This is a genomic window from Streptomyces sp. NPDC007157, assembly GCF_040634235.1.
Lineage (GTDB): Bacteria > Actinomycetota > Actinomycetes > Streptomycetales > Streptomycetaceae > Streptomyces.
The window spans coordinates 53,915-78,958 of sequence record NZ_JBEYFE010000024.1; the positions used below are offsets into that span (position 1 = coordinate 53,915).

Annotated in this window: 23 protein-coding genes; 14 read left to right on the top strand and 9 right to left on the bottom strand. The window is 71.3% G+C overall.

The window, feature by feature from the left end; genetic code table 11:
• The first annotated feature begins 43 nt into the window (after positions 1 to 43).
• Positions 44 to 1,000, top strand: a complete 957-nt coding sequence (locus tag ABZ642_RS34520; RefSeq protein WP_360491396.1) for an ROK family protein — start codon at positions 44 to 46, stop codon at positions 998 to 1,000.
• Between the two features lie 117 nt (positions 1,001 to 1,117).
• Here the strand turns inward: ABZ642_RS34520 and ABZ642_RS34525 are convergent, their stop codons facing one another.
• The gene (locus tag ABZ642_RS34525) at positions 1,118 to 3,136 is read right to left on the bottom strand and encodes an NPCBM/NEW2 domain-containing protein (protein WP_360491399.1); all 2,019 of its coding nucleotides are present in this window, start codon (positions 3,134 to 3,136) and stop codon (positions 1,118 to 1,120) included.
• Between the two features lie 446 nt (positions 3,137 to 3,582).
• Here ABZ642_RS34525 and ABZ642_RS34530 point away from each other — a divergent pair, with 446 nt between their 5' ends.
• The 7 genes from ABZ642_RS34530 to ABZ642_RS34560 all read left to right on the top strand — a co-directional run bounded on the left by ABZ642_RS34530 (position 3,583) and on the right by ABZ642_RS34560 (position 11,285).
• Positions 3,583 to 3,774 carry a hypothetical protein gene (locus ABZ642_RS34530; RefSeq protein ID WP_360491402.1) on the top strand — a complete coding sequence of 64 codons (192 nt, stop codon included), beginning with the start codon at positions 3,583 to 3,585 and terminating at the stop codon, positions 3,772 to 3,774.
• 145 nt (positions 3,775 to 3,919) lie between these two features.
• Entirely contained in the window at positions 3,920 to 4,960 is a 1,041-nt protein-coding gene (locus ABZ642_RS34535; protein WP_360491405.1) for an NUDIX domain-containing protein, read from the top strand.
• A 257-nt stretch (positions 4,961 to 5,217) separates the two neighbouring features.
• On the top strand, positions 5,218 to 7,035 hold the full coding sequence (locus tag ABZ642_RS34540; RefSeq protein ID WP_360491408.1) for an ABC transporter family substrate-binding protein: 1,818 nt from the start codon (positions 5,218 to 5,220) through the stop codon (positions 7,033 to 7,035).
• Positions 7,036 to 7,107: 72 nt separating this feature from the next.
• On the top strand, positions 7,108 to 8,094 hold the full coding sequence (locus tag ABZ642_RS34545; RefSeq protein ID WP_360491411.1) for an ABC transporter permease: 987 nt from the start codon (positions 7,108 to 7,110) through the stop codon (positions 8,092 to 8,094).
• Positions 8,087 to 9,007, top strand: coding sequence for an ABC transporter permease (locus ABZ642_RS34550; protein WP_360491414.1), 921 nt, complete (start codon positions 8,087 to 8,089; stop codon positions 9,005 to 9,007). Before ABZ642_RS34545 ends, ABZ642_RS34550 begins: the two co-directional genes overlap by 8 nt.
• Complete coding sequence (locus tag ABZ642_RS34555; RefSeq protein WP_360491417.1) at positions 9,004 to 10,236, top strand: ABC transporter ATP-binding protein; 1,233 nt, start codon at positions 9,004 to 9,006, stop codon at positions 10,234 to 10,236. Before ABZ642_RS34550 ends, ABZ642_RS34555 begins: the two co-directional genes overlap by 4 nt.
• Complete coding sequence (locus tag ABZ642_RS34560; RefSeq protein WP_360491420.1) at positions 10,233 to 11,285, top strand: oligopeptide/dipeptide ABC transporter ATP-binding protein; 1,053 nt, start codon at positions 10,233 to 10,235, stop codon at positions 11,283 to 11,285. Before ABZ642_RS34555 ends, ABZ642_RS34560 begins: the two co-directional genes overlap by 4 nt.
• On the opposite strand, the gene ABZ642_RS34565 is transcribed toward ABZ642_RS34560, so the two are convergent.
• From ABZ642_RS34565 to ABZ642_RS34575, 3 genes are all read right to left on the bottom strand, one after another.
• Positions 11,273 to 12,313, bottom strand: coding sequence for a protein kinase family protein (locus ABZ642_RS34565; RefSeq protein WP_360491423.1), 1,041 nt, complete (start codon positions 12,311 to 12,313; stop codon positions 11,273 to 11,275). The genes ABZ642_RS34560 and ABZ642_RS34565 overlap by 13 nt on opposite strands.
• A 10-nt stretch (positions 12,314 to 12,323) precedes the next feature.
• The gene (locus ABZ642_RS34570; RefSeq protein WP_360491426.1) at positions 12,324 to 13,046 is read right to left on the bottom strand and encodes an MBL fold metallo-hydrolase; all 723 of its coding nucleotides are present in this window, start codon (positions 13,044 to 13,046) and stop codon (positions 12,324 to 12,326) included.
• Between the two features lie 61 nt (positions 13,047 to 13,107).
• A complete protein-coding gene (locus ABZ642_RS34575) occupies positions 13,108 to 14,463 on the bottom strand; it encodes a dipeptidase (RefSeq protein WP_360491429.1) in 1,356 nt (451 codons plus the stop codon).
• A gap of 235 nt (positions 14,464 to 14,698) precedes the next feature.
• On the opposite strand from ABZ642_RS34575, the gene ABZ642_RS34580 reads away from it, so the two are divergent.
• Positions 14,699 to 15,976: a geranylgeranyl reductase family protein gene (locus ABZ642_RS34580; protein WP_360491432.1), complete on the top strand. Its 1,278-nt coding sequence runs from the start codon at positions 14,699 to 14,701 to the stop codon at positions 15,974 to 15,976.
• Here ABZ642_RS34580 and ABZ642_RS34585 read toward each other — a convergent pair.
• On the bottom strand, positions 15,966 to 16,412 hold the full coding sequence (locus ABZ642_RS34585; RefSeq protein WP_360491435.1) for a nitroreductase family deazaflavin-dependent oxidoreductase: 447 nt from the start codon (positions 16,410 to 16,412) through the stop codon (positions 15,966 to 15,968). The genes ABZ642_RS34580 and ABZ642_RS34585 overlap by 11 nt on opposite strands.
• A gap of 204 nt (positions 16,413 to 16,616) precedes the next feature.
• Here ABZ642_RS34585 and ABZ642_RS34590 point away from each other — a divergent pair, with 204 nt between their 5' ends.
• A complete protein-coding gene (locus ABZ642_RS34590; protein ID WP_360491438.1) occupies positions 16,617 to 17,315 on the top strand; it encodes a TetR/AcrR family transcriptional regulator in 699 nt (232 codons plus the stop codon).
• Positions 17,316 to 17,539: 224 nt separating this feature from the next.
• On the opposite strand, the gene ABZ642_RS34595 is transcribed toward ABZ642_RS34590, so the two are convergent.
• Positions 17,540 to 18,643: a medium chain dehydrogenase/reductase family protein gene (locus ABZ642_RS34595; RefSeq protein WP_360491441.1), complete on the bottom strand. Its 1,104-nt coding sequence runs from the start codon at positions 18,641 to 18,643 to the stop codon at positions 17,540 to 17,542.
• Positions 18,644 to 18,967: 324 nt separating this feature from the next.
• Between ABZ642_RS34595 and ABZ642_RS34600 the strand changes: the two genes are divergently transcribed.
• From ABZ642_RS34600 to ABZ642_RS34610, 3 genes are all read left to right on the top strand, one after another.
• Positions 18,968 to 19,618, top strand: a complete 651-nt coding sequence (locus tag ABZ642_RS34600) for a TetR/AcrR family transcriptional regulator (RefSeq protein ID WP_360491444.1) — start codon at positions 18,968 to 18,970, stop codon at positions 19,616 to 19,618.
• Between the two features lie 216 nt (positions 19,619 to 19,834).
• On the top strand, positions 19,835 to 21,136 hold the full coding sequence (locus tag ABZ642_RS34605; RefSeq protein ID WP_360491447.1) for a sensor histidine kinase: 1,302 nt from the start codon (positions 19,835 to 19,837) through the stop codon (positions 21,134 to 21,136).
• A complete protein-coding gene (locus ABZ642_RS34610; RefSeq protein WP_360491450.1) occupies positions 21,133 to 21,798 on the top strand; it encodes a response regulator transcription factor in 666 nt (221 codons plus the stop codon). The genes ABZ642_RS34605 and ABZ642_RS34610 overlap by 4 nt, the downstream gene beginning before the upstream one ends.
• Here ABZ642_RS34610 and ABZ642_RS34615 read toward each other — a convergent pair.
• Together ABZ642_RS34615 and ABZ642_RS34620 are read right to left on the bottom strand one after the other, a co-directional pair.
• Positions 21,759 to 22,043, bottom strand: a complete 285-nt coding sequence (locus ABZ642_RS34615; protein WP_360491453.1) for a DUF6332 family protein — start codon at positions 22,041 to 22,043, stop codon at positions 21,759 to 21,761. The genes ABZ642_RS34610 and ABZ642_RS34615 overlap by 40 nt on opposite strands.
• A 92-nt stretch (positions 22,044 to 22,135) precedes the next feature.
• Complete coding sequence (locus ABZ642_RS34620; RefSeq protein WP_360491456.1) at positions 22,136 to 23,611, bottom strand: MFS transporter; 1,476 nt, start codon at positions 23,609 to 23,611, stop codon at positions 22,136 to 22,138.
• A gap of 86 nt (positions 23,612 to 23,697) precedes the next feature.
• On the opposite strand from ABZ642_RS34620, the gene ABZ642_RS34625 reads away from it, so the two are divergent.
• A complete protein-coding gene (locus ABZ642_RS34625) occupies positions 23,698 to 24,090 on the top strand; it encodes a MarR family transcriptional regulator (RefSeq protein WP_360491459.1) in 393 nt (130 codons plus the stop codon).
• A gap of 9 nt (positions 24,091 to 24,099) precedes the next feature.
• On the opposite strand, the gene ABZ642_RS34630 is transcribed toward ABZ642_RS34625, so the two are convergent.
• Positions 24,100 to 24,834 carry a maleylpyruvate isomerase family mycothiol-dependent enzyme gene (locus ABZ642_RS34630; RefSeq protein WP_360491462.1) on the bottom strand — a complete coding sequence of 245 codons (735 nt, stop codon included), beginning with the start codon at positions 24,832 to 24,834 and terminating at the stop codon, positions 24,100 to 24,102.
• Between the last annotated feature and the right edge of the window lie 210 nt (positions 24,835 to 25,044).

Here is a 25,044-nt window from a genome sequence, read left to right on the forward strand (position 1 = left end):
CTTTCACTCGGTTACTCATGGTTGACGGGGAGATCTGACTCTGATGCACACCGACCTCGTGGCGGCCCTCGACATCGGCGGCACCAAGATCGCCGGCGCTCTGGTGGACGGTCACGGACGGATCCAGGCGCGCGCCCAGCGCGCGACGCCCGCCCAGCAGGACGGCGAGACGGTCATGGGGGCCGTCGAGGAGGTGGTCGGCGAACTCGCCGGTTCACCCCTGTGGGGAAGGGCCGGCTCGCTCGGGATCGGCAGCGCGGGTCCGGTGGACGCCTCCGCCGGCACCGTGAGTCCGGTCAACGTGCCGGGCTGGCGGGACTTCCCGCTCGTCGAGCGGGTCCGCGCGGCGTCCGGCGGGCTGCCGGTCGAGCTGATCGGCGACGGCGTCGCCATCACGGCCGCCGAACACTGGCAGGGCGCGGCCCGCGGCCACGACAACGCGCTGTGCATGGTGGTGTCGACGGGTGTCGGCGGCGGCCTGGTGCTCGGCGGGAAACTGCACCCCGGACCGACCGGCAACGCGGGCCACATCGGTCACATCAGCGTCGACCTCGACGGGGACCCCTGTCCCTGCGGATCGCGCGGCTGCGTGGAACGCATCGCGAGCGGCCCCAACATCGCCCGGCGCGCGCTGGAGGGCGGCTGGCAGCCGGGTCCCGACGGCGACACCTCGGCGGCGGCGGTCGCGGACGCGGCCCGGACCGGCGACCCGGTCGCGGTGGCGTCCTTCGAGCGGGCCGCGCAGGCGCTGGCGGCCGGGATCGCGGCCACCGCGACCCTGGTCGAGATCGACATCGCGGTGATCGGCGGCGGGGTGGGCAAGGCGGGGGACATCCTCTTCACGCCGCTGCGCAAGGCCCTCACCGACTACGCGACCCTCTCCTTCGTGCAGCGCCTGACGATCGTGCCGGCCCAGATGGGCACGGACGCGGGACTGGTGGGCGCCGCGGCGGCCGCGCTGGCGCGGATGGGCACGGACGCGACGACGGCGGGGGTCTGAGACAGCCGCCGTACTCGGCAGGAACGTTCAGGCCCGGTCGGCCGGGGTTCAGGTCCGGCCGACCGGGCCGCTCGGGGACGGCCGGCCGGGAACGTGCGACGCGGTCGCCGCGGGCCGTCAGCAGGTGATCCGCGCGTCCGCCCAGTCGCCGTGGTCGGAGGTGACGCCGTTCCCGCCGTCGGTGACGACGAGGCTGACGACCTCGGCGCCGGTGACGTCGGCGGTGAGCGGCTGGGCGGGCATGTCCGTGGTCAGCACGCCGGTCGAGGCGACCTTCGTGCCGTCCGCCCACACCTCGAAGGAGACGCTTCCGGCGGCGCCTTCCTCGTCGTCCACGCCGACCTCGGCGGTGACCTTCTCGCACGCCTTCCCGGTGTAGTAGTCGACCTGGCTCTGAGCATGGGTGCCGAGCCCCTTGGCGTACACCACACCGCCGACGGTGATCGGATGCCCGTCGCCCGCGGCGGTCTCCCCGTTGCTGGTGTCGCGCTCCACGGGGCCCCAGCCGTTGTCGGCCGACAGCCAGGGGAGGTCGCTGAGATAGGAGCTTCCGGCGGGCGGCGGGTCCGCGACGGTCGTCGTGATCGTCACGGTGCTCTCGGCGCGCACTCCGGCCGGCGACCGGTAACTCGCCCTGAGCCCGAGGTCGTAGGACCCCTTCGGCGTCCCCGCGGGGGCGGTCACCTTCCAGCCGGTGCGCAGGGCACGGCCCGTCGGCAGTGCCGTGGTCCTGGTCGGCGAGGTCGGGGTGACGGTCCAGCCCCGGGGGCCGGTGAGCGTCACGGAGACCTTGTGGGCGGTGCTGCGGCCGAGGTCGGTGACGGAGGTGGTGAGCACGGCCGTGCTGCCCGGCTCGACGAACCGGCCGCCGGTCAGGCCGAGTTCGACGGCCGGCGGGTTGGCCGCCCAGCGCCGGTCGGCGGCGACCCGGACCAGGACGGTGCCGTGTGCCGGGACGACCGCGGAGATGGTGCCCGCGGTGTTGTAGCTCCGGTGCCGCCACAGGTCGCGCAGGGTGTAGGCGGGCGCGTTCGGAAGTCCGGCCGCCTGGGCGGTGGTCGCGATGCGCTGGGGGGAGCCGGACTCGTTGAAGAGGGCGACCGCGCGGCTGCCGTCCTTCAACTCCTTGGCCACGACCCAGCGTCCGCCGGCGGAGGAGAGCACCGTGCCCTGCTTGCCGAGCGGGTCCTGGTCGACGGCGATGACCTCCTTGTTGTCCAGGATGTCGAAGGTCGCCGGGGATGCCTTGCGCAGGTCGGTGCCGATGAGCAGCGGGGCGGCCATCATCGACCACAGCGAGAAGTGCGAGCGGTACTCGGTGTCGGTCATGCCGCCGTTGCCGACCTCCAGCATGTCCGGGTCGTTCCAGTGCCCGGGGCCCGCGTAGGGCGCGAGCGGCAGGTTCTGCTTCAGGATCGAGACCATCGAGCCCCAGCTGTCGCTGATGTCCCCGGTGGTGCGCCACAGCTGGCCGACATCCGACGCCCACTCCCAGGGCTTGTTCTCGCCCCATTCGCAGATGCTGTAGACGATGGGCCGCCCGGTCGCCCGCAGCGCGTCCCGCATGGTGAGGTAGCGCTGCTTGGCGTCCACGCCCTGGTTGTTGCAGTTGTCGTACTTGAGATAGTCGACGCCCCAGTCGGCGAACTGCCGGGCGTCGCTGTACTCGTGGCCGAGGGCGCCCGGGAAGCCCGCGTCGTTGCAGGTCTTGGTGCCCGCGCTGGTGTAGATGCCGAGCTTGAGGCCCTTGGCGTGCACGTAGTCGGCGACCGCCTTGATGCCGTGGGGGAACCGTGCCGGGTCCGGGACCAGCTTGCCGTCCGCGTCGCGGCTCGGCAGGGCCCAGCAGTCGTCGAGGTTGACGTACCGGTAGCCGGCGTCCTTGAGGCCCTTCGCCACGAAGAGGTCGGCGATGCCCTCGACCATGGTCTCGTCGAAGTCCGCACCGCAGTGCGTGGAGTTCCAGTTGTTGAAGCCCATCGGCGGGGTGAGGGCGAGACCGTCGGCGGGGGTGGGCGAGCCGGTCGGCCCGCCGCCGGCGGCGGCGGGTGCGGCGAGGCCCGCGGTACACAGCAGTGCTGCGGTCAGTGCTCCGACCACTCTTCGGCGGGTTGTGCGGGTGTGAGGGTGACGCATCGTTACGCTCCTCCGACTCGCGAAAGGTGGGATGACGACAGGGAGGCGTCATCGGTGCGCGCTTATGGTAGGAGCTGTTGAGCTGTGTTGGAAGGGAAGCGGTGAAGGTTGCTCCAGTTCTCGTACTGCCCTGGTTGGGGGGCGTGTTGGGGATGGGATGCCGTCACGCGCGTTGGGTTGTGTTGATTGACGGCCCCGAGAGGCTATGAGTTCCCTGGGGACCTGCCTGTGGGATGGCCAGGTAGGACATCCGATGTCCTGGTACGACGACGGCACCGGGCCTCACCGGAATTCGTGGACCACGTCGATCGTGCTCCGGTCGCGGGCGATCCTGATCGCGTGGTCCTCGTCGAGCACCGGGTAGAAGATCGGCTGCTCGGGCGGCCAGGTTGCTCCCCTCGCGGGTCCGCCCGTGACCCCTGGCCGCTCGCGTAGTTGGACGGGGCATGAAGAAGCGCAGCATGCTCGCCATCGCCAGCCTGGCCACCGGATTCGTCGTGGCCGCCATCACCCCGTCCCACGCCGCCGCCGACGGTCCGCTCGACGACCTGCACATCTCGGACACCCTGGAGCACGTCGGCCACCTCGTGGGCGAGGACAGCTTCCAGACCGATCAGGACTTCCTGGGCCAGGAGTAGCCCGGCGGGGCAGGCGCGAACGACGGTGCCGGTGTTCCGCCGAGGGAGCACCGGCACTCCGTTCTGCGCGCCCTCAACGGGAACTGGTTTCCGTGGCAGTGTGGAGCGGGCAAGCCTCAGGGGGCCAACAGAAGAGGGGGAGTCCGTGATCGTCTGGGTCAACGGCGCGTTCGGTGCGGGGAAGAGCACCACCGCACGTGAACTGATCGAACTGATCCCGAACAGCACGCTCTTCGACCCCGAGGTCATCGGCGGGGCACTGACACACCTGCTACCGGCCAAGCACCTCGCCGAGGCCGGCGACTTCCAGGACCTGCCGATCTGGCGACGGCTGGTGATCGACACGGCGGCCGCGATGCTGGCCGAGCTGGGCGGGACCCTGGTGGTTCCCATGACGTTGCTGCGCCAGGAGTACCGCGACGAGATCTTCGGCGGCCTCGCCGCCCGCCGGATCGCCGTCCGGCATCTGTGTCTCACCCCGGCCGAAACGATCCTGCGCGAGCGAATAGCCGGGCGGGAGATCCCGTCCGACCTGCCGGACGGCGAGATGCGCGTCCGGCAGTGGTCGTACGACCAGATCGAGCCCTACCGCGCCGCCCTCGCCTCCTGGATCGGCGCCGACGCCCATCTCGTCGACACCAGCGCCCTCACCCCGTACGAGACGGCCGTGTACATCGCCGAGGCCGTCGGCACGGGTGCCGCGTCCGTCTGCGACATCGTGCAGACCCCGGAGCCCACCGCCGAGACCCTCGCGGCCGGGGTGCTCCTCTTCGACGAGCAGGACCGCGTCCTGCTCGTCGACCCCACCTACAAGGCCGGCTGGGAGTTCCCCGGCGGTGTCGTCGAGCCCGGCGAGGCCCCCGCGCGGGCGGGCGTGCGCGAGGTCGAGGAGGAGACCGGGCTACGGCTGGAGAAGGTGCTGCGGCTGCTGGTCGTCGACTGGGAACAGCCCGTAGCGCCCCGCTACGGAGGCCTGCGGCTGCTCTTCGACGGCGGCCGACTGGACTCCGCCGAGGCCGGGCGGCTGGTGCTGCCGGGACCCGAACTGCGCGGCTGGCGCTTCGTCACCGAACAGGAGGCCGCCGAGATGCTGCCCCCGGTGCGCTACGAACGGCTGCGCTGGGCGCTGCGGGCCCGCGAGCGCGGTGCCGCGCTCTACCTGGAGGCCGGCGTGCCGATCGGTTGACAGTCCCTGACTAACTGTCAAGTCATCGCGGTCCTGGCGAGGTTGGCGGTGACTTTGGCATTTCCCGGGCTTGTGTAGGGGACTTTGCGCGGGGCGGAAGGTTCCGAGGGACAAGCGAGGGTGAATTGACGCCGTCCCGGTATGAACAAGAACGTGAAGGAGGTACACAAGCGTTCTAACGTCGGTGCGCAGCTCAACTTCCTCGCGGCCGCTGGCCGCCGTGCACTGGCCGGACATCCACCGGTCGAAGGAGGGACATGCGCGCGCACTTTTCGGCCCCCACAAGGGGACTCACGCTCGTCGCCGGGCTCATCCTGGCGCTAGCCGCCTGCAGCAGCGGAGGCGGTGGTGGCGGCAGCGGCGACAAGGGAACCTCGGCGGGTCTCGCCTCCTGCTCCACCCAGGGCAAGGCCGACACCTGCAACTCCGGTGACACCAAGGCCGGCGGCACGTTCACCTATGTCATCGAGAAGAACATCCAGCAGTGGAACGTGCAGGACACCAACGGCAACACCTTCGAGAACGCCGAAGCGCTGAGCCCGGTGCTGCCCCAGGTCTTCGTCCCGCAGCCGGACTTCAGCGTCAAGCTCAACACCGACCTGGTGACCTCGGCGACCCAGACGAGCACCAGCCCGCAGACCATCGTCTACAAGATCAACCCCAAGGCGTCCTGGAACGACGGCACTCCGATCACCGCCGACGACTTCGTCTACTACTGGCGCACCAACGACGGCAAGGACTGCCCGCCGCCGCCCGCCAGTGACTCCACCCAGACCAAGGGCTGCCTGCCGCAGAGCACCGCCGGCTACGACCGCGTCAGGTCGGTCACCGGCTCCGACAACGGCAAGACCGTCACCATGGTGATGGCCAAGTCGTACTCCGACTGGAAGTCCCTGTTCGGCGCGGGCTACCCGCTCTACCCGGCGCACGTCGCCGAGAAGCTCTCCGGCGCCAAGGCCGGTGACGCCGCCCATATGACGGCCGCGCAGATGACCCAGGGCTGGCAGTACTTCCAGAAGACCCCGCCCACCAAGTACGCCACCGCCGGCCCGTACAAGATGACCGAGTGGGTCGACAACGACCATGCCACCTATGAACCCGACCCGAAGTGGCCGGGCCGGAAGGCCACCCTGCAACGGCTGATCTTCAAGGTGATCTCGGACGCCACCCAGGAACCGATCGCGCTGCGCAACAACGAGGTCCAGGGCATCTACCCGCAGCCCGAGGTCGACCTCGTCAACCAGGTCAAGGCCATCCCCAACGTCACCTACACCATCGGCAGCGGGCTGACCTGGGAGCACTTCGACCTCAACCTGCACAACCCGGTGATCGGCAAGAACCTGGCCCTTCGGCAGGCGATGTTCACGGCCATCAGCGTCAAGGACATCATGGCCAAGACGGTCGCCCAGTTCGACTCCGGCGTGAAGCAGCTCTACAACCACAACCTCGTGCCCGGCCAGGCCGGTTACCAGGACGTGGTGAGCGCCAGCGGTCAGGGCTCCGGTGATCTCACCAAGGCCAAGAAGTACCTCACCGACGCCAAGTTCACCGGAGTCGGCACCGCCCTGAAGACCCCGGACGGCAAGGCGGTCGGTCCCTTCAACTGCCGCTACACCACCGGCAACCAGATCCGGCAGAGCGAGTGCCAGATCCTCCAGAGCGACCTCGCCAACCTCGGGATCAAGGTCACCATCAAGCCGATCGGCGCCGCCGACCTCGGCACGGTGCTGGCCGGCCACCAGTACGACATCATCGTCTTCGCCTGGGTCGCCTCGCCCTTCCCGACCAGCAACGCCCAGCAGACCTGGTCGACCGGGGGCGGCGGCAACTACGGCGGCTACAGCAACAAGAAGGTCGACGCACTGATCAGCCAGGCCATCGGCGAGACGGACTCGGCCAAGGCCGCGTCCCTGCTCAACCAGGCCGACCAGATCATGGTGAACGACGCCTACGTGCTGCCGCTCTATCAGAAGCCCACCTTCCTCGCGGTGCAGACCCGGTTCGTGAACATGCGCAACAACTCCACCAACGTCGGACCGCCGTACAACGTCGGCGCGTGGGGCCTCAAGAAGTAGCCCGGGGACCAGTCGGATCCGAATCCCGGCCCCGGCGACCCCGGGGCCGGGCCTCCGCGAGAGAAGACCCGCATGCTCGCCTACACCGTGCGCCGCATCCTTGTCTCCATACCCGTCCTGATCGTCTCGACGTTCATCGTCTTCGTGGTCGTCGTCAACTCCGGCGACCCGGTGGCCAACTTCGCCACCTCCCGGCAACCGCCGCCCAGCAAGGCCGCCGTGACCGCGTTCGCCCGGCACATCCACGCCGACCAGCCCGCCGTGGAGCGGTACTGGAACTGGATCACCGGCGTCCTGCACGGCGACTGGGGCCCGTCCGTACAGGCCAACCTGGACATCGGCCACGACCTGTTCACGCGCTTCCGGGTCACCGTCACCCTGGTAGCCGCCGCCATGCTGCTCGCCCTGGTGATGTCGGTCGTCTTCGGCGTGTTCAGCGCGATCCGCCAGTACAGCGCCGCCGACTACACCATCACCTTCTTCGGTTTCCTCTTCCTCGCCATGCCCGTGTTCTGGTTCGCGGTGCTGCTCAAGCAGGCCGGCATCTGGTTCAACCAGGAGACCGGCAGCCAGTTCCTCGGCACCATCGGCGAGAAGTCGCCGTACCTCGAAGTGGACACCACCTGGAACGAGTTCACCGACCGCATCGGCCATCTGATCCTGCCCACCATCACCCTGGCCCTGGTCTCCTTCGCCTCCTGGACCCGCTACACCCGCGCCTCCATGCTGGAGGTCCTGGACAGCGACTACGTACGGCTCGCCCGCGCCAAGGGGCTGCGCCGCGGCCGGGTGCTCACCCGGCACGCCCTGCGCACCGCGCTGATCCCGCTCGCCACCGTCACCGCCCTCGACATCGCGATCATCCTCGGCGGCGCGGTCATCACGGAGACGATCTTCCAGTGGCACGGCATGGGCGAGATGCTCGTACAGGCCGCCACCACCCTCGACGTCTACCGGACCATGGCCTGGCTGCTGCTCTCCGCCGTCGTCGTCATCGTCTTCAACCTCTTCGCCGACCTCCTCTACGCCGTACTCGACCCGAGGATCCGCTATGACTGACATCGGGGCACTCGGGCCGACCGGCACCCGGACACCGGGAGCGGACGACGAGTTCACCGTCGTACAGCGCAGCCAGACCCGGCTGGTGCTGCGCCGCTTCCTGCGCCACCGGGCCGCGATGATCAGCCTGGTCGTGTTCGTGCTGATCGTGCTGTGGGCGTTCCTCGGCCCTCACTTCTGGCACTACTCGTACACCAAGTACACCCCCGACAACTCCCAACCCCCTTCTTGGAAGCACCCGTTCGGCACCGACTCCTCCGGGTACGACGCCTACGCCCAGGTGATGCGCGGCACCCAGACCTCGCTGAAGATCGCCATCCTGATCGCCCTGGGATCCACCCTCGTCGGTGCCGTGTGGGGTGCCGTCGCCGGCTTCTACCGGGGGTTCGTCGACGCGCTGATGATGCGCATCGCCGATCTGGTGCTGACGCTCCCGCTGTTCGCGATCGCGCTGGTCATCTCCTCCCGCAGTGGCGGCTCCTGGTACTGGATCGCCGTGGTCATCGCCGGACTCACCTGGGCGTACGTGTCACGCGTGGTGCGCTCGTCCGTACTGTCGCTGCGCGAGAAGGAGTTCGTGGAGGCCGCCCGGGCGCTCGGCGCCTCCGACACCCGGATCATCTTCCGGCACCTGCTGCCCAACGCGCTCGGCCCGATCATCGTCAACGCCACGATCCTGGTCGCCACCGGCATCCTCACCGAGACCGCCCTGTCCTTCCTCGGGTTCGGTGTCCAACCGCCCGACACCTCCCTCGGACTGCTGGTCGCCCAGGCGCAGACGGCGGTCGACACCCGGCCCTGGCTCTTCTACATCCCCGGCGCCTTCATCATCGCCATCGCCCTCACCATCAACTTCATCGGCGACGGCCTGCGCGACGCCTTCGACCCCCGGCAGCAAAGGGTGCGACAGTGACGGCCACCGACAAACACAACGGCAACGGCGCGAGCAAGGACAGCGACCTCGGCGGAGGCGCCGGTGAAGGCGCGAGCAAGGGCAGCGACCTCGGCAGAGGCGCCGGCGAAGGCACGCGTCATGGCCTCGGCAGCGGTGTCGGCGCAGTCGTCGGCAGGGGCGAGGAGTCCGGCGCCGTACTCGAAGTCGAGGATCTGAGCGTGGAGTTCCCGACCGAGGACGGTGTCGTACGGGCCGTACGCGGCGTCGGCTACCGGCTGGAGCGGGGCGAGGCGCTCGGCATCGTCGGCGAGTCCGGCTCCGGCAAGTCCGTCACGGCGCTGGCCGTGATGGGGCTGCTGCCCGGCTCGGCCCGGGTGCGCGGCTCGGTGCGGTTCGACGGCACGGAGCTGCTCGGGATGTCCGACGGTCGCCTCTCGGAGGTACGGGGCAGCGGCATCGCCATGGTCTTCCAGGACCCCATGACCTCCCTCAACCCCGTCTACACGATCGGCTACCAGATCGCCGAGACCCTGCTCCGGCACAACCCCCGGCTCGGCAGACGCCCGGCCCGCGAGCGCGCCGTGGAACTCCTCGGCACGGTCGGCATCCCCAGCCCCGAACGGCGCGTCGACAGCTATCCGCACGAACTCTCCGGCGGAATGCGCCAGCGGGTCGTCATCGCCATCGCGATCGCCAACAACCCGGACGTGATCATCGCCGACGAGCCCACCACCGCCCTCGACGTCACCGTCCAGGCCCAGATCCTGGAGGCCCTGGAGGCCGCCCGCGCCGAGACCGGCGCCGCGCTCGTCCTGATCACCCACGACCTCGGGGTGGTCGCCGGCCACACCGACCGGGTCGCCGTCATGTATGCCGGGCGGATCGTGGAGACCGGCTCGGTCGAGGACATCTTCTACACCCCGCGCATGCCCTACACCCTGGGCCTGCTCGGCTCCCTGCCCCGACTGGACCGCGAGGAGGACCGCCTGACCCCCATCACCGGCTCCCCGCCCTCCCTGCTCAACCTGCCCCCGGGCTGCCCCTTCGCCCCGCGCTGCCCGATGCGCCGGGAGCCCTGCGACAGCACGGAACCCGCTCTGCGCCCGGTCGGATCCGACGCCCACCGCAGCGCCTGCCACTTCGCCGACGAACTCGTCGACACGGCGGCCGACGAGGTCTTCGACGCCGTCGGCGCCGACAGCGAGGCCCTCGCCCGGTTCGCGGACCTGGAGGACGATGCCCGATGACCGGCCCCCTGCCCCCGCTGCCCGGCCACGGCGGCTCCGGCGAACCCGTCCTCCAGGTCCGCGACCTCGTCAAACACTTCCCGGTGATGTCCCGGGGCGTCGTCCGCCGCCGGGTCGGCGACGTGCACGCCGTCTGCGGGGTCTCCTTCGACCTGTACGAGAACGAGACGCTCGGTCTCGTCGGTGAGTCCGGCTCCGGCAAGACGACGGTCTCCCGCACCCTGCTCAACCTGGAGAACGCCACCTCGGGCACCGTGCACTATCGAGGCCGGCTGCTGACCGATCTGAGCAGACGTCAGATGCGGCCTGTGCGCCGCGAGTTGCAGATCGTCTTCCAGGACCCCTACGCCTCCCTGGACCCCCGGATCTCCGTCCACGAGATCGTCGCCGAACCCCTGCGCATCCACGGCCGCTACGGCCCCGGCGCCGCCGACGAGGTGCGTGAACTGCTGCGCCTGGTCGGCCTCAACCCCGAGCACGGCAACCGCTTCGCCCACGAGTTCTCCGGCGGTCAGCGTCAACGCATCGGCATCGCGCGGGCGTTGGCCCTTCGCCCCAAGGCGATCGTGCTGGACGAGCCGGTCTCCGCACTGGACGTGTCCATCCAGGCCGGCGTCCTCAACCTGCTGATGGATCTCCAGAACGAACTGGGCCTGTCCTTCCTCTTCGTGGCGCACGACCTCTCCGTGATGCGCCATGTCGCCCGGCGGGTCGCGGTGATGTACCTGGGCCGTCTGGTGGAGATCGCCCCCGCCCGGCAGCTCTTCGCCCGTCCCGCACACCCCTACACCCAGGCCCTCGTCTCCGCCATCCCGCTGCCCGATCCGCGCAAGGAACGCGCCCGCAGACGGATCATCGTCCAGGGCGACGTCCCCAGCCCGGTACGGCCGCCCAGCGGCTGCCGCTTCCGCACCCGCTGCCCCAAGTTCGCGAACCAGCTCACCGACAGCGAACGCACCGCCTGCGTCGAACAGGTACCGGACCTGGTCGACCGGGGCGGCGGGAACCCGGTCGCCTGCCACTACGCGGAGAACGTTCAGCTGCTGTAGCCGTCCGGGTACGGAAACGGCGTCAGCCGGCTCTCCCGCTCCAGCCCCCGGCAGAAGACCTCCATGGTCACGGCGACGGGAGCGTGCCGGACCAGCAGCTCGGCGGCGGCCCGGGGGATGCCCTCGGGCCGCCGACCGCCGGCACAGCCCCGCACGAACTCCGCACGCTCCTCGCCCCGATACCCGTACAGCGCGGTGACCAGCCAGATGACCAGGTAGTAGGTGGTGTAGGCGAGGTCGTAGTGCCGATGCCGGTCGAGGAAGCCCTGCTCCTCCGGGGCCAGTCGGAAGCGGGGACTGAGCGAGAGCCCGAAGTCGGTGAGGTACAGCTGCCGGCCGTCGGTGAGGATGTTGCGGAAGTGGGCATCCAGGTGGAGGAGTCGGCCGCTCGCGAGGAAGGCGGTCAGCTCCTCCAGACCCCGGGCTGTGGAAGCGCACGCCGAGTCCGCGCGGTCCGTGCGCAGTTCGGCGTCCAGCCAGTCGTGCAGGGTGTACGGGAAGTGCTCCAGGAACAGGGTCAGGCTCGCGGAGGCGTCCCGCAGACCCTCGATCCGGTCCCGTACGCCCGTGGAGCCGCCCCAGTAGGCCACCGCCCTCTCGATGTCCGCGAGTTCGCCGGGCAGCGGGGCCGGTTCAGCGGGCAGCACCCGCCCGTGGTGGAGCAGCGGAAAACCGGGGAACCGGCCCGCCAGCACCCAGTTCGTCGTGGCCACGTGTGCGGCCAGCTCCCGCCAGGCGCCGAACCCCGGTCCGCCGATGGCGCCGATGCCGTAGTGGCAGTACGGCGGCAGGCCGAAGAGGTTCGCGGTGGAGCGGGCGTGGCGCGGGTCCCGCTCCCGGTCGGTCAGCGGGATCCGCTTCACGAACACCGACCTGCCCTCCACCGTGATCCGCACCGCTCTGCCGCCGATCCCGGTGCCGAGCGGCTCACCCGCCGCGACCAGCCCGGCCAGCTCGGCATCGCTCAGCAGGGCCAGCGAGGTCGCGATGTCGGTGTGGGCGGCGATACGGCGCGCGGTGTCGGTCATCCTCCCATGGTCACCGCGGTGGCCCGTAGGTGTCCGCCGATTCCCGCAGCACCCGTGACGCGTCGGCGGTCACCGGATCGCCGTGGCCGAAGCACGCCGTCTCCGTCTCCAGGGCGGCCAGTCGCCGGAAGGACGCGAGGGCCAGGTTCCGGTCGAGGTTGAACACCCCGAGCAGCACCGCACCGGTGGCCGGCGCGGCCGCCACCGCGTCCCCGGTGAACAGCACACCGTACGCGGGCAGATGGAGAGCGATGCTGCCGTGGGTGTGCCCGGGGACATGGACCACCCGGGCACCACCGCCGAAGTCCAGGACGTCCCCCTCGGACAACTCCGTCACCTCCGCCGCAGGGACCGGCCCGCCGACGGGCAGCAGCTCGGCCGCCGCGGCGTGGATCGGCAGCTCCCAATCCTCGAACACCGGCGGCGGACCCGGGAGTTCGCCCCGGATCACCGGAGCGTCCAGGCGGTGGGCCAGCACCTCGGCTCCACTCAGCGCGGCGAACTCGGCTGCCCCGCCGACATGGTCCTCGTGGAAATGGGTGAGGACGATCCGCCGTACCGCCGAAGGGGACCGCCCCAGCGCGGTGAGCGCGTCGGCGATCGGCCGGCCCGAGCCGGGCGGGCCGGTGTCGACCAGCGTCGAGGCGCCGGTGTCCGGGTCGTGCCAGAGGTAGGCCTGACCCACCGGGAAGCGCAGCAGGTGCAGCCGGGGGAGCAGTCCGATGACGTCCATGCCCCGACCGTAGGAGGGCCCCCGTCCGCAGACGAGAGCCCTCTGCCGTGGGCAGAGCGGTTCAGCCCGCCGCGTAGTTCCGCAGGAACAGCGCCTCGGCCACCGACAGGCGTTCCAGTTCCTCGGGAGACACGCTCTCGTTGACCGCGTGGATCTGCGCCTCCGGCTCGCTCAGCCCGATCAGCAGGATCTCGGCGTGCGGGTAGAGGCTCGCCAGCGTGTTGCACAGCGGGATGGAGCCGCCCTGACCGGCGTACTGCATCGTCTCGCCCGGGTAGGCGACGGTCATCGCGTCGGCCATCGCCTGGTACGCCGGGCTGGTGGTGTCGGCACGGAACGGCTGGCCCTGGCCGACCGCCTCGGTCCGCACCCGGGCACCCCACGGGGTGTGCGCCTCCAGATGGGCCTGGAGCAGTTTGCTCGCCTCGGCCGCGTCCACGCCCGGCGGCACCCGCAGGCTCACCAGGGCACGGGCGCTCGCCTGCACCGACGGGGTGGCGCCGACCACGGGCGGGCAGTCGATGCCGAGCACCGTGACCGCCGGACGCGCCCAGATGCGGTCCGCGACCGACCCGTCGCCGATCAGCCCGACGCCGTCCAGCACCTTTGCGTCCTTGCGGAACTGCTCCTCGTCGTACTCCAGCCCCTGCCAGCCCGACTCCGGCGCGAGCCCGTCGACCGTCGTCGAACCGTCCTCGGCGCGCAGCGAGTCCAGCACCCGGATCAGCGCGGCCAGCGCGTCCGGGGCGGCACCGCCGAACTGGCCGGAGTGCAGATTGCCCTGGAGCGTGTCGATCTGGACCCGGAGCATGGTCATGCCGCGCAGGGTCGTGGTCACCGTCGGCAGGCCGACACGGAAGTTGCCCGCGTCGCCGATGACGATCGTGTCCGCCGTCAGCAGGTCGGGGTGCTGCTCGGCATACCGCTCCAGGCCGCCGGTGCCCATCTCCTCGGAGCCCTCGGCGATCACCTTGACGTTGACCGGGACGCCACCGTTCGCCTTCAGCGCTCGCAGCGCCAACAGGTGCATGATCACGCCGCCCTTGCAGTCGGCGGCACCGCGCCCGTACCAGCGGCCGTCCCGCTCGGTCAGCTCGAAGGGCGGGGAGGTCCAGGCGGCCTCGTCCAGCGGCGGCTGCACGTCGTAGTGCGCGTACAGCAGGACCGTTTTGGCACCCTCCGGCCCAGGCAGGTAGCCGTACACCGACTGGGTGCCGTCCGGGGTGTCCAGCACGGCGACGTCCACGAAGTCCTCGGCGCGCAGCGCGTCGGCGACCCAGTTCGCGGCGCCCTCGCTCTCGCTCCTCGGGAACTGGACGAAGTCCGCCACCGACTTGAAGGCCACCAGCTCGGCGAGCTCCGCCTTCGCCCTGGGCAACAGGGCGGCGACGGTCTCGGCGACCGGATTGGACGACATGGGCACGCTCCTCGTGGGTGCGACGTTGAACTGGTGAGTACACCGATCCTCCCACAGTGGCCTGCGGCGATCTCCGCCGTAGGATGCGGGGGGACAGGTGGTAGGTGCCCGGCTACGGACGGACAGGGCCTGACCCACGGGTTGTACGGCACCTACGGCTTGGTTCAGTACCTACGGCTTGATATGGCATACGGCACTTACGGCTTCTACGGCTTGATCGGAGCAGCGGACCATCGTGAGCGGTGAGAATTCTTCGGCGGACGACATGCAGCGGGTGTGGGACGTCGTCGTGGTGGGCGCGGGACCCGCGGGGGCCTCGGCGGCCTATGCGGCGGCGGTCGCGGGACGGCGCGTGCTGTTGCTGGAGAAAGCCGAGCTGCCCCGCTACAAGACCTGCGGCGGCGGCATCATCGGACCCTCGCGCGACGCGCTCCCGCCCGGCTTCGAGCTGCCCCTCAAGGACCGGGTGCACGCGGTCACCTTCTCCAACAACGGACGCTTCACCCGCACCCGCCGCTCCAAGCAGATGATGTTCGGGCTGATCAACCGGCCCGAGTTCGACCAGCAGCTGGTCGAGCACGCCCAGAAGGCGGGCGCCGAACTGCGCACCGGCGCCGCCGTGCAGCGCGTCGAACAGCACGGCTCGGCCGTTCCCGACCGGCGCACGGTCGCCGTGGTCCTCCAGGGCGGCGAGACCCTGCTGGCCCGCGCGGTGGTCGGCGCCGACGGCAGTGCCAGCCGGATAGGCGCCCACGTCGGCGTGAAGGTCGACCAGGTGGACCTCGGCCTGGAGGCGGAGATCCCGGTGCCGGAGCCGGTCGCCGAGGACTGGAAGGGGCGGGTGCTCATCGACTGGGGTCCGATGCCCGGCAGTTACGGCTGGGTCTTCCCCAAGGGCGACACCCTGACCGTCGGCGTGATCTCGGCACGCGGCGAAGGCGCGGCCACCAAGCGGTATTTGGAGGACTTCATCGCCCGGCTCGGCCTCGCCGGCTTCGAGCCGAGCATCTCCTCCGGCCACCTGACCCGCTGCCGCGCCGACGACTCGCCGCTGTCCCGCGGCCGGGTGCTCGTGTGCGGTGACGCGGCGGGCCTCCTCGAGCCGTGGACCCGCGAGGGCATCTCCTTCGCGCTGCGCTCCGGGCGGCTCGCGGGGGAGTGGGCGGTGCGGATCGCCGAGGCGCACGACGCGGTGGACACCCGCCGTCAGGCGCTGAACTACGCCTTCGCCGTCAAGGCCGGCCTCGGCGTCGAGATGAGCGTCGGAAAGCGGATGCTGGCGGTGTTCGAGCGCAGGCCGGGCCTGTTCCACGCGGCCCTGACCGGCTTCCGTCCCGCCTGGCGCGCGTTCAAGGAGATCACCCAGGGCCGGACCTCGCTCGGCGAACTCATCCGCTCCCACCCGCTCGCCCAGCGCGCTCTCACCACCCTGGCTCCGGAGCCGATCGCCCCGGAGGAGACCGCCGAGGTGGACGCCGACGACACGGACAGCGAGGACTCGGTCACTTCGTGACGGCGATCCGGAAGACCGGGTGGTCGGGGGCGATGCGGCGCAGGTCGGCGTCGGGAGAGTCGGGGCCGACCCCGTTGAAGAAGACGCCGACCTCGGCCTTCCAGCGCTTCAGGTAGGCCCGCAGCAGCTCGACCTCGTCGTCGGCGACCTCGGTGGCGGTGAAGGCGTCCACGTTCTTGCCGAGCCGCAGCTCGCCGCCGCCGGCGGCGCGCATGTTGTGGGTCCACTGGACGTGGCCGCGCGGCGCGAGCAGGTACTGCTGCCCGTCCACCGTCAGCAGGTTCACGGGGGTGGTGCGCCACTCGCCGCTCTTGCGTCCACGGACGGCGAGGACACGGGAGCCCCAGATGCTTATACCGCGTCGGGTGAGCCAGGCCACGGCCCGGTTGAAGACGTTGACGGTGAACCAGCCGGGCTTCTGGACGTGTGTCGACACGGTGACCCCCACGCTTTGGGAGAGCGGTGCTCTCGCTTGACTCCAGTGTGGGGGAGATCGGCGATCCAAAGCAAGAGCGGTGCTCTCTTTTTTGTGCGGTGCGCCTGTTTGGGATCGGTGCACTGAAATGGGTGCGGTGCTCACGTTCGAGTGCACTGCTCCGAACTGTGTGCACCGCTCTGTCCGCGTGGCAGACTGTTCTTCATGACCACCGCACAGGGCGCCCGCGCGCGAGCCAGGATGGAAGTCACCGCGGCCATCAAGGACGAGGCGCGCAGACAGCTCGCCGCCGAGGGCGCGGCCAAGCTGTCGCTGCGGGCCGTGGCGCGCGAACTCGGCATGGTCTCCTCGGCGCTCTACCGCTACTTCCCGAGCCGTGACGACCTGCTCACCGCGCTGATCATCGACGCCTACGACTCCCTCGGCGAGGCCGCCGAGGCCGCGCACGTCACCGCCGTTGCCGCCGACGCCGTACCGGCGCAGCGTTGGGTCACCGTGTGCGAGGCGGTGCGCGGCTGGGCGCTGGCGCACCCGCACGAGTACGCGCTGATCTACGGCTCGCCGGTGCCCGGCTACTCGGCCCCGGACACCACCATCCAGCCGGCCGCCCGGGTCGCCCTCGTCCTGATCGGCATCCTGCTCGACGCGTTCGAGCGGCGCGGTCTGGCCCGTACCCCCGTGCCCGCCGACCTCGCGCCCGAGGCCCGTCGGATGGCCGACGAACTCATGCCGGGCCTCCCGGCGGAGGTGGCCGTGGCCATGGCCGCGGCGTGGGCGCAGCTGTTCGGGCTGGTCGGGTTCGAACTGTTCGGCCAGTTCAAGGGGGTCGTGGAGGACCGTGACCGGTTCTTCCGGCACGCGGCCACCCAGCTCGCCCACGGGGTGGGCCTGGTCTTTCCGTAGCGGGCTCCGGCGGGCGGGGCGACGAACCCGGACCCGCCGCCGCCTCGGCCCCGGCCCGTCCTCGCGGGCGGCGGGGCGTTCGCGAAGGGCGGTCGCCGGGCCGGTGGCCGTCACCGCGTCCACGGTCGTCACCGCGTCGATCGTCACCGCGCCGACGGCGGTCGTCACCGCGCCGACGGCGATCGTCACCGCGCCGACGGCGGTCGTCGCCGCGCCGACGGTCGTCACCGCACCGGGGCGGCGGGCGTGCCGTCGCCGTCTTCCGGGACGAGCACGATCTTGCCCGCGACCGTCCCGGACTCGGCGAGCCGCAGGGCCTCGGCGGCCCGGGTGAGGGGCAGCCGGGCGGCGATACGGGCGGTCACCTCACCGCGCTGGAGGGACTCGAACACCTGGGTGAGGTCGGCGGTCAGCCGGGCCCGGAAGCGGTCCTTGCCGAGGGCGCGGCCCTCCCAGACGTTGAAGAAGTACGCGTGCCGGCCGTTGGGCAGCGCGTTCCAGAGCCACACCCGGCCGAGGATCTTCAGCACGGGCAGCTGCTTGGAGCCCGAGTCGTCCCGGGTGGTGGCACTGCCGTAGGCGACGAGGGTGCCACCGGGGGCGAGGAGATTCCAGGAGTCGATGACGCTGCGGCCGCCGAGGTGGTCGAAGACGGCGTCGACACCGCCGGGGGCCAGTTCACGGACCCGGGCCGGGACGTCCTCGGCGCGGTAGTCGACCGGGGTGACGCCCAACTCCCGCAGCGCGTCGTGGTGGCGGGCCGAGGCCGTGCCGATGACGTGCAGGCCCGCCGCACGCGCGAGCTGGACCAGAACCGTGCCGACCCCGCCGTTGGCGCCGTGCACCAGGATCGTCCCGCCCTGCCGCACCCTGGCCTTGCGGTGGAGCATCTGCCAGGCCGTGATCCCGTTGACGACCAGCGTCTCGGCCTCCGCCGCGCCGACCCCGGCCGGCACCTCCACGGCGTCGGCCGCGTCGAGCACGACGTGACTGGCCCAGCCGCCCACCTTGACCAGGGACGCCACCCGCTTCCCGACGAGCCCGGGCGATACCCCCGCGCCGGCCGTGAGCACCGTGCCGACCAGGTCGTAGCCGGGGACGAAGGGGAACGGCGGCTGGTCGTAGTAGCGGCCGCGGCGCATCTGCTGCTCCGCGAAGGAGACGCCGGTGGCCTCCATGCGGACGACGATCTGGCCGGCGCCCGGAGCCGGGATCTCCCCGTGCCGGATCTGCAGCCCTTCGGGCTCCACGACGCCCGGCAGGACGACCTCGACGAGCTGGGCGCCTGCGGTGGTGCCCTGGGGTGCGGCGTTTCCTGCGGTTTCCATGACGACCTCCATGAGGATCTCCCGGTAGGCGGTAGGCGGTAGGCGGTAGGCGGTAGGCGGTAGGCGTAGTCGCAAGCGAGAGAGATACTCGCTTGCATTAGAAGCTATAACTAAAATGACTGGTACTCGCTTAGGTGTCAAGCTCTCGCGTCGCAGAGCGCTCTAACTACTGTTAGATGCCATCTCCAAACTGATAGGTTGAAACGGTCGATATAGCCCTGAAGGTCAGAGGCTCGGAAACCCGTAGCCCCGAAGCGCTCGGGGCGCCCGGACCCCCGGGCTTCGGGAGACCGAGACGTCAGCAGCGAGAGGAGCGTGCAGGTCATGGCCGCAGAAGCGATGAGCCCCCGCGAGCGGTACCGGAGCCAGGTGCGGGCCGACATCAAGGCGCGCGCCTGGGAGCAGATCGCCAAGTCCGGCGCGTCGGGTCTGTCCCTGAACGCGATCGCCAAGGAGCTGGGCATGAGCGGGCCCGCCCTCTACCGCTACTTCGGCAGCCGGGACGAGCTGATCACCGAGCTGATCCGGGACGCCTACCGCGGCCTGGCCGACACCTTCCGCACCGCCGCCGACTCCCGGGCCGGCATCGAGGGCCTCGCGCGCGCCCTGCGCGACTGGGCGCTCGACGACCCCCAGCGGTACTTCCTCGTCTACGGCACGCCGGTGCCCGGCTATCACGCGCCCGAGGACATCACCGCCATCGCCCAGGAGATCATGGCCGCGCTGCTCGACGTCTGCGCGGCGGCCGAGCCCGAGGCGCCGGCCTCCGCCGGCTTCACCGCGCACCTCGCCCAGCACCGCGAGTGGGCCGGGGGCCACCCCGCGTCGCCGGGGGTGCTGCGCCGGGCGCTGGCGTTCTGGACCCGGATGCACGGCGTGCTCTCCCTCGAACTCGCCGGGCAGTTCACGGGCATGGGCTTCGACCCGGAGCGGCTGTTCCACGCGGAGGTCGCCGAACTGGCGTCCGGCCGCTGACGCCACCACACCGCACGCCACGGCACGCCATCGGACCGCACGGCGCTGCACGGACCGCACGCCACGCCACCACACCGCCCGCCACCGGACCGCCCGCCCCGCCACCACACAGCGCGCCACGGCACCGCCCGCCACCGCGCCCGGCTGCCTACTTCCCTGGGAGTACGCCTGATCACCTCGCCGGGCTGACGCTCGCGCGGGCCGGTGCCGTCTAGCGTGGCGGACATGGACGAGCGGCGGGAACGGGAGCGCGGCCCCGCGCAGTGGTGGCACTACGGCCCCCCGTGGTGGCACCACGACGACGGCACGCATGAGCCGGCGCGCGGCCGGCTGCCCTGGCGCACCACCGTCCCGCTCACCGCGCTGGTACTGGTCGGCTCGAACTTCGCCGCCCACGAGCAGCCGCACCGCGAACCCCTCGACGGGTACGGCCGCCTGCTGCTCCTGGCCACCTGCGCGCTACTGCTGTGGCGGCACCGGCACCCCGTGCCCGTGGCGTTCGGCACGGCGGCCCTCGCGCTCGTCTACGTCGCGGCCGGCTACCCGTACGGGCCGGTCTTCGCGGCCGTCGCCGTGGCCTGCTTCAGCGCCGTCGTCGCGGGGCGCCGCCGGGCCGCCTGGGCGGCCGTCGGCATGCTGTGGGGCGGCCACCTGCTGATCTCGCTCTGGTTGTACCGCCGGCTGCCTCCACCGGGTGACACGGGGGCGAATCCCGGCCAGGAGTTGATCATCGCCACCTGGGTGCTGATCGTCGTCTCCGTGGCCGAGCTGGTGCGGCTGCGGCGCGAGCAGTGGGCGCGGGAGCGGGCCGACCGTGCCCAGGCGGCGCGGCGGCGGGCGGACGCGGAACGGCTGCGGATCGCCCGCGAGCTGCACGACGTGCTGGCGCACAGCATCTCCGTCATCAACGTCCAGGCGGGCATGGGGCTCGCGCTCCTGGACTCCGACCCCGAACAGGCCAGGACAGCACTCACCACCATCAAGGCCGCCAGCAAGGAAGCGCTCGGTGAGGTGCGGCAGGTGCTCGACACCCTGCGCGCGCCGGGAGACGCGCCGCGCGCGCCCGCTCCCGGACTCGGGCGGTTGCCGGAACTGGTCGAACAGGCGGCGAGCGCCGGACTCACAGTGACCGTGGAGGGGGAACCGCCGCGACTGCCGCCCGGCGCCGATCTGGCCGCCTTCCGGATCGTGCAGGAGGCGCTCACCAATGTCGTACGGCACTCGGGATCACGGCACGCGCGCGTGCGGCTCGAACACGGCGGCGGGGAGCTGCGGTTGCGGATCGACGACGACGGCCCCGCGACCGGCGCGGACGCGGGCGGCAGCGGGAACGGACTCGCCGGGATGCGGGAACGGGCGGCCGCCCTGGGTGGCACGATCGAGGCGGGGCCGCGCGCCGACGGGGGCTTCCGGGTGCTCGCCGTACTGCCCCTGACTGCCGCCGGGCTGCCCTCGACCGACGCCGTGGTGCCCTTGACCGATGCCGTACAGCCGCCGACCGACCGGGAGGACCGATGATCCGGGTACTGCTCGCCGACGACCAGTCGCTGGTGCGGGCCGGTTTCCGGGCGCTGCTCGACGCGCAGCCGGACGTCGAGGTGGCCGGGGAGGCGGCGGACGGCGAGGAGGCGGTGCGCAAGGTGCGCGAACTGCGCCCCGACGTGGTCCTGATGGACATCCGGATGCCGCATCTCGACGGCCTGGCCGCGACCCGCCGTATCACCGGGGAGGAGGAGCTGAAGGACGTCAAGGTGGTGATGCTGACGACGTTCGAACTGGACGAGTACGTCTTCGAGGCGATCCGCTCCGGCGCTTCCGGGTTCCTGGTCAAGGACACCGAGCCGGAGGAACTCGTGCGCGCCGTCCGAGCGGTGGTGGGTGGGGACGCACTGCTGTCGCCGGGAGTGACGCGTCGGCTGATCGCGGAGTTCGCGGCCCGTTCCAAGGAGCCGGCCGCCGCCGACGCACTCGCCCAACTGACGGAACGGGAAAGGGAGGTGATGGCCCTGGTCGGCATCGGCCTGTCCAACCAGGAGATCGCCCGTCGTCTGGTGGTGAGCCCGCTCACCGCCAAGACCCATGTGAGCCGCACGATGGTCAAGCTGGGCGCCCGCGACCGGGCCCAACTGGTCGTCCTGGCCTATGAGTCGGGGCTGGTCCGGCCCGGCTGGCTGGGCTGAGCGGACCGCTGGAAGCGGACCAGCACGCTGATGACCCGGGCGAAGAACACCACGGTGGCCAGGACCGTGCCCACCACCGGCAGCGCGCGTTCGAGGCCGCCGGGCAGATCGAAGAGCAGTACCGGTCCCGCCACCGCTCCGAAGACCGCCGCCGCCGCGAACACCGCACTGCAGAGCGCGTATCCGATCTCCACGGTGATCGCGTCCCGCTCGGCCTGGCCGCGCCGTCCCCCGTGACCCGTCATTCCGGCAGTGTCACACCCGTGCGCCCGGCGGGGCAACCAGCCCCGCCGGGCGCACGTTTCGGAGGCGTCCCCCGGCAGCCGCGCGTCGCGCGTCAGTCGCGCACGGACACGCGCTCCTCCTCCAGGGAGGTGGACTTGGCGATCACCACGCTCTGCTGCGGACGCCGGCTGCGCAGCCCGGTGAGCGTGATCAGGAGGCCGGCGAGGGCCACGCCCGCGACCACCATGAAGCCGGGGCGGTAGCTGTCGAGCATCGCCTGCGGGGTCGCATGCGCCGGGGCGCCCGCGGTGACCACGGCCGTCACGACCGCCAGGAAGATCGCGCCGCCCACCTGCACCGAGGTGTTCAGGAGCCCGGAGACCATGCCCTGCTCGTGGTCGTCGACCCCGTTGGTGGCCTGGATGTTGAGCGAGGGGAAGACCAGCGCGCAGGCGGCGCCGATCAGCAGCATCGAGGGCAGGATCACCGCCGCGTACACCGGGTCCAGGTCGATGCGCAGGAACAGGGCGTAGCCGAGGACCATGAACGCGAAGCCCGCCGCGATCAGCCGCGGGGTGCCGAAGCGGTCCACGATCGCACCGACCTTGGTGGAGGACACCGCCACCAGGGCGCCCGCGGGCAGGAAGGCCAGGGCGGTGTGCAGCGCCGACCAGCCGAGCAGGGACTGCATGTACAGGGTGGTCAGGAACTGGAAACCGACATAGGAGCCGAAGAAGGCGACCGCGCCGAGCTGGGCGCGGATCTGGTTGCCGGAGCGCAGCACGCCGAGCCGGATGAGCGGGCCGGGGGAGCGGCGTTCGACCCGGACGAAGACGGTCAGCAGGACGGCGACCGCGAGGAAGGACAGCAGGGTGCGGGCCGATGCCCAGCCCACCTGCGGAGCCTCCACCACGGTGAACACCAGGAGCAGCATGGAGGCGGTGCCGAGGACCGCGCCGGGGATGTCGTAGCCGTTGTGGTCGCGTTCGCGGGCGCTGCGCGGCAGCAACCTGAGGCCGGCGACGAGCGCGATCAGGGCGATGGGGGCGGGCAGCAGCATGGTGAGGCGCCAGCTGGCCTCGGTGAGCAGGCCGGACAGCACGAGGCCCATGGAGAAGCCGGTGGCCGCGCAGGTGGTGTAGATGGCGAGGGCCCGGTTGCGCAGCGGGCCCTCCGGGAACGTGGTCGTGATGATCGAGAGGCCGGCCGGAGCGGTGAAGGCCGCGCTCAGGCCCTTGATGAAGCGGCTGGCGATGAGCAGCGGACCCGAGTCGACCAGGCCGCCGAGCAGCGAGGCGAGCGCGAAGACGCCGAGGGCCACCAGGAACACCTGGCGGCGGCCCAGCAGGTCGGCGGTGCGGCCGCCGAGCAGCAGCAGGCCGCCGTAGCCCAGGATGTAGCCGCTGACGATCCATTGCAGCGTGGAGGTCGACAGCTGCAGGTCGGAGCCGATCGAGGGCAGCGCGACGCCGACCATCGACACGTCCAGGGCGTCCAGGAACATCGCGGCGCAGAGCACCAGCAGAGTGCCCCAGAGGCGGGGAGTCCAGCGTCCCTCGGGGACAGGGGCGGTGAGCGGAGAGGTCATGCCCACAGACACTACATGCACATGCATCGAATGCAAGCGCATTTAATTACGATGCAACAATCGCGTTCCTCTGCTACGGTGCGGGAATGGCGGCGAAGAAGCCCGAGCAGGCACTCGTGGAGCAGTGGCGGGACATCCTGGCCCTGCACGCCCGCACCCAGTGCGAACTCGACCGCGCCCTGCACGGCCACGGCCTGTGCGCCAGTGACTTCGAGGTCCTCGACCTGCTCTCCGACGGTCCGGCGCAGGACGGCGGCTGCAGCTACCGCGTCCAGGAGATCGCCGAGCGGGTGCACCTGAGCCAGAGCGCGCTGTCCCGGCTGGTCGCCCGGCTCGAGAAGGACGGCCTGGTCGAGCGGGCCATGTGCGCGGAGGACCGGCGGGGCGTGCGGGTGGCGCTCACCGGTAAGGGGCGCGCACTGCACGGCGAGGTGCTGCCGGTGCAGCGCGCGGTGCTCACCCGGATGCTGGCCCGCTAGAGCCGGCGGTCAGATCCCGGACCTGGTCCGCCACAGGTCGGCCAGTTCCGGGTCGCCGATCACCTTCGGCACCGGTACCCGGTTCCACAGTGCGAGGTACAACTCGTCGGCGGGACCCGAGAGTTCGGCCGTCGCGCCGGGGAGCGCGCCGAGTTCCGTGACGGGCGGCTCCGCCGACAGCCTTACGGTCCATGCCGCGTCCCGGTCCGCGGTACGCACCTGGAGCACCCTCGAGTCCTCGGAGCGGACCCGGCTGCGGGAGCGGGCGTGGAAGCCGCGCAGCAGTTCGTCGATACCGTCGACCGCGAAGTCCGTGGCGATCGGGGATACCGGCCCGCCCCGGGCGGCCTCGGCGTCGTACCGGTGCACGGTCGTCTCATGGGCCTGGCGGCGCAGCCAGAAGGTGAGGGGTGAGGGGACGGGGGCCGGGTGGAAGGTCCAGCACGTCACGCTCCGCGGCGCACCGGCAAGGGTGTCGACGAGGATGCGATGGCCGTCCCGGAACCAGGTGGTCAGCTCGGTGCCGTCGAGGGCGGGCGGGTCCGGGATGGGCCGGGGTCCGGGGTGGGCGTCGGCGACGACCCCGGCGGCCCACCGGTGGATGGTGCCCGTGTGCCGCAGCAGGTCGCGCACCTGCCAGTTCGGGCAGGTCGGCACCTCGGCGTCGAGGCCCGCCACCGCGGCGGCCGCGGCCAGTGACCGGCCCTCCCGGTCCAGGATCTGAAGATACTCGGCAGTCTCCATGCCGCGAGTCTGCCCGATACGGCACGCACCCGTGCGGCGGGCCCCGGTGGCCACGCACCTGTGCGGCGGGCCCGGGTTGCCACGCACCTGTGCGGCAGTCCCCGGTGGCCACGTACCTGTGCGGCGGGCCCGGGTTGCCACGCACCTGTGCGGCAGTCCCCGGTGGCCACGTACCTGTGCGGCGGGCCCGGGTTGCCACGCACCTGTGCG

Coding starts and splice junctions, on each gene's coding strand:
- ABZ642_RS34545 (WP_360491411.1), top strand. CDS start 7,108: ATGCTCGCCTACACCGTGCGCCGCATCCTTGTCTCCATACCCGTCCTG.
- ABZ642_RS34625 (WP_360491459.1), top strand. CDS start 23,698: ATGGCGGCGAAGAAGCCCGAGCAGGCACTCGTGGAGCAGTGGCGGGAC.
- ABZ642_RS34565 (WP_360491423.1), bottom strand. CDS start 12,313: ATGACCGACACCGCGCGCCGTATCGCCGCCCACACCGACATCGCGACC.
- ABZ642_RS34525 (WP_360491399.1), bottom strand. CDS start 3,136: ATGCGTCACCCTCACACCCGCACAACCCGCCGAAGAGTGGTCGGAGCA.
- ABZ642_RS34600 (WP_360491444.1), top strand. CDS start 18,968: ATGGCCGCAGAAGCGATGAGCCCCCGCGAGCGGTACCGGAGCCAGGTG.
- ABZ642_RS34590 (WP_360491438.1), top strand. CDS start 16,617: ATGACCACCGCACAGGGCGCCCGCGCGCGAGCCAGGATGGAAGTCACC.
- ABZ642_RS34575 (WP_360491429.1), bottom strand. CDS start 14,463: ATGTCGTCCAATCCGGTCGCCGAGACCGTCGCCGCCCTGTTGCCCAGG.
- ABZ642_RS34560 (WP_360491420.1), top strand. CDS start 10,233: ATGACCGGCCCCCTGCCCCCGCTGCCCGGCCACGGCGGCTCCGGCGAA.
- ABZ642_RS34620 (WP_360491456.1), bottom strand. CDS start 23,611: ATGACCTCTCCGCTCACCGCCCCTGTCCCCGAGGGACGCTGGACTCCC.
- ABZ642_RS34550 (WP_360491414.1), top strand. CDS start 8,087: ATGACTGACATCGGGGCACTCGGGCCGACCGGCACCCGGACACCGGGA.
- ABZ642_RS34630 (WP_360491462.1), bottom strand. CDS start 24,834: ATGGAGACTGCCGAGTATCTTCAGATCCTGGACCGGGAGGGCCGGTCA.
- ABZ642_RS34520 (WP_360491396.1), top strand. CDS start 44: ATGCACACCGACCTCGTGGCGGCCCTCGACATCGGCGGCACCAAGATC.
- ABZ642_RS34595 (WP_360491441.1), bottom strand. CDS start 18,643: ATGGAAACCGCAGGAAACGCCGCACCCCAGGGCACCACCGCAGGCGCC.
- ABZ642_RS34615 (WP_360491453.1), bottom strand. CDS start 22,043: ATGACGGGTCACGGGGGACGGCGCGGCCAGGCCGAGCGGGACGCGATC.
- ABZ642_RS34530 (WP_360491402.1), top strand. CDS start 3,583: ATGAAGAAGCGCAGCATGCTCGCCATCGCCAGCCTGGCCACCGGATTC.
- ABZ642_RS34540 (WP_360491408.1), top strand. CDS start 5,218: ATGCGCGCGCACTTTTCGGCCCCCACAAGGGGACTCACGCTCGTCGCC.
- ABZ642_RS34570 (WP_360491426.1), bottom strand. CDS start 13,046: ATGGACGTCATCGGACTGCTCCCCCGGCTGCACCTGCTGCGCTTCCCG.
- ABZ642_RS34610 (WP_360491450.1), top strand. CDS start 21,133: ATGATCCGGGTACTGCTCGCCGACGACCAGTCGCTGGTGCGGGCCGGT.